Below are 2,611 nucleotides of genomic sequence, written 5' to 3' on the forward strand. Positions count from 1 at the left end.
CACCACCCCCCAGGTCATCCGTTCGACAGGGGGGACCAGCCATGCCGGGCCCGGAGGCCAGCGGTCCCGTTGCAGGACCGCGGAAAACATAACGGGGGACGGGTAGGTGCCACGCGGCCCCGGCCCCTCATTACCGGGCTGGGAGCGGGGACCAGGGCCGCCGACACGGTGCGTGGCGACGTGTCGACTCACGCAGCGAGGACTGCACGCGCCAGGGCACGACCGTGTCACTCAGACGGGGTTCCTCCCGTCCCTGCTGCAGGAGGAACCCCGGGGAGATGTTCTCCAAAAAGGAGAGATCCGGTACATCCATGTACTAAATACCCTGGACCGGGTGAATGATGCCGGTCGGCGCCCGCAAAGCCTCGAATGGAGCACTGACATTGGACGTCACGAGAACGGAACCGGCCCCTCGCCTGTGAAGGGCACCAAAAGGCGTCCCTGACCATCGATGCGTGACGGCCCCACCGAGTGAATCCGCCGCTCCCGGCCATCGGGGAGGCGAAGCGATGCATCATCGCCGCGCTGCATGGCAGCAGCCAGCCGCACCGGCACACCCAGCAGGACGCCTCCCCACTCACTGTCAGCAGGGGAGAACACTCCCAGGGCAGCCGCGACCTCGACCTGCTCGCCGCTCACGATGAGCGTCACGGGCTGCTCAGGGAAGTGGGCCACGGTTCCAGCCTGCCTTGGCCGACATCCCAGCTGCGAGCCAGCGCCATCCCGGTTACACCGTCAGAGCGGGTCCCCGGTGACACACCGGCCCCACGATGCGCTGTAGAAGGTGACCCAATCATGAGGGGCGACGAGGCCGCCCTGTGTGGAGCTGCGGGCTGCGGGCTCCGGCATGCATAGGCAGGCTGGCGCCCCCGTGACGGGTCCGCCCTGCACGCGAACGGAGGCCGTCGAAGTGCCACCCGCGGTGAAGACGGCACTAGAACCAATCCCGGCGGGCTGGCACAGCACCAGGGTCAGGTCATCGCGATCAGCTGCCCGGCCTGGCAGGCCGGGCGCGTGTGAAGGGTGTGGAGCGCCCGCACGAGACTGGCGGCGTACAGAGCGGTCGCCACCTCACCCAGCAGCGGTAAGGGGCGACCCTGGGCGGCGCGGGCCTCGGGCCGGGCCGCCGGTGCAGAGCAGCACCTCTCTCACGCCCGGAGGAAACCGGCGCCCACGTCATGGACCGGGCGTCCGGTCGGAACTTCTTAGCGGGCTCGGCAGGCTTTTTCTGCTCCTGTTTGATCGACTGTACGATCCCCGCCCTGACAGCCCTTCCGGAAGGGATGAGCAGATGAGCGAAAGAGTCAGGGCCAGGGTCCTGCTTCTGATCGGCGACGACGCGGAGTTGACGACCGAGCACCGCGGAGCCGACGATCCGGAGCGTGTGCCCGTGGGTCGGCTCATCACCGAGACGGGCATCCCGCGCGCACGGCTGGTCGGCGCCGACCTGGTTGCGGTGATTGGCAACGGGGGCGAGCTGGAGCGGTTCGAGCGCGTGGACGGAGCCGACGGCCTTCACTGAGCCTTGCACACCCACTCCGGCATAGGGGTGTCGCTCAGGGAAAGTCGCCGAGCCGGTCACACCCCTTCCCTCGTGGCCGAATCGGATGCATGTTCCATTCGCCCCCAACGCGGCACTAAGCATGCAAAGGGGGCGATATGGGACTGAAAGGCCATGTCCAGACCCGGGCCACAGTGGTACGCGCTGGAGGCACCACGACGCTCTTGTCCATCGAGAACTGGTATGGCGGCCAGATCCTGACCCCGGTGGACACCTCGATCATCGAAGTGGCTACTTCTAGCTAGTGACCCGAGTCAGAAGTTCTTCGTCAGATCGGCTGCCGCCAGCCGGATGCAATGCGGCCGCCAGGTCCCGCCTGGCCTGCTGGAGTCCGGCCTCAAGCGCGCCAGGCGGCTCACGAGAACTACCCGAAAATCTCTGACTCAGGTCACTAGCTGAGGGGCGGGGATCGGCGAGGCGTCATGGCTTGGTGTTGCGCGGCACGCGGGCGCCGGGCGTCTGCGCCGGGCGCTCGGGTGCGCGGGGTTGCAGATATATCTACGCGGGCGGACCCTGAGTGCGCCCCCCACAGTCGGCAAGAAAGCCTGGAGCCGCCTGTGCCGAGTACGTTCGATGACGACGAAGAAGACTGCCCGTGGTGCGCCCTGCTGCGGGAGGCTACCTCGGGCGATGATGTCCCCGTGACTAGTTCAAGGTCCCGCGCAGATCGAGCGGTGGCAGTAGTCCGCGCCGCGATAGTGGTTCTGGCGGCGGTCACCATCGCCACTGCGACGATCTTGCGACTGTGACGACTGCAGTCCTCACAGATAGCCGTCGGAATCCCCTGTAGCCGGCGGGTCCGCCGCAGGAAGTTCATCGCTCGCGGTGTCCAGCAGCCGACGTGCACGCATCGGGGTGGCACGGCGTCGGCGTGTGGCCGGAGGGGCTGTCGGACCGGACGTCTCCAGAGCGCGGTGCCGTCCGGTCCGCAGTCCCCCGGGCAGAGCCTCCTTAGACCGTGTCCTACGTGGTGAGGCGGACGAGTCGCTTGTAGCAGCAGAGGGCGGCGGCAAGTCCGAGAAATGCCAGGTAGTTGCGGGGGTTGCGTTC

General features: G+C 67.5%; 2 protein-coding genes and 1 pseudogene. 1 reads left to right on the forward strand and 2 read right to left on the reverse strand.

The window, feature by feature from the left end:
- Positions 1-390: 390 nt before the first annotated feature.
- Positions 391-651, reverse strand: coding sequence for a hypothetical protein (locus tag IF78_RS0142690; protein ID WP_158751717.1), 261 nt, complete (start codon positions 649-651; stop codon positions 391-393).
- Positions 652-1,291: 640 nt separating this feature from the next.
- Here IF78_RS0142690 and IF78_RS0142700 point away from each other — a divergent pair.
- A complete protein-coding gene (locus tag IF78_RS0142700; protein ID WP_031487582.1) occupies positions 1,292-1,522 on the forward strand; it encodes a hypothetical protein in 231 nt (76 codons plus the stop codon).
- Between the two features lie 1,002 nt (positions 1,523-2,524).
- Here the strand turns inward: IF78_RS0142700 and IF78_RS49325 are convergent.
- Positions 2,525-2,611, reverse strand: a pseudogene (locus IF78_RS49325) (IS5/IS1182 family transposase); the annotation flags it as partial.

Source organism: Streptomyces bicolor (assembly GCF_000719285.1).
Classification (GTDB): Bacteria; Actinomycetota; Actinomycetes; order Streptomycetales; family Streptomycetaceae; genus Streptomyces; species Streptomyces bicolor.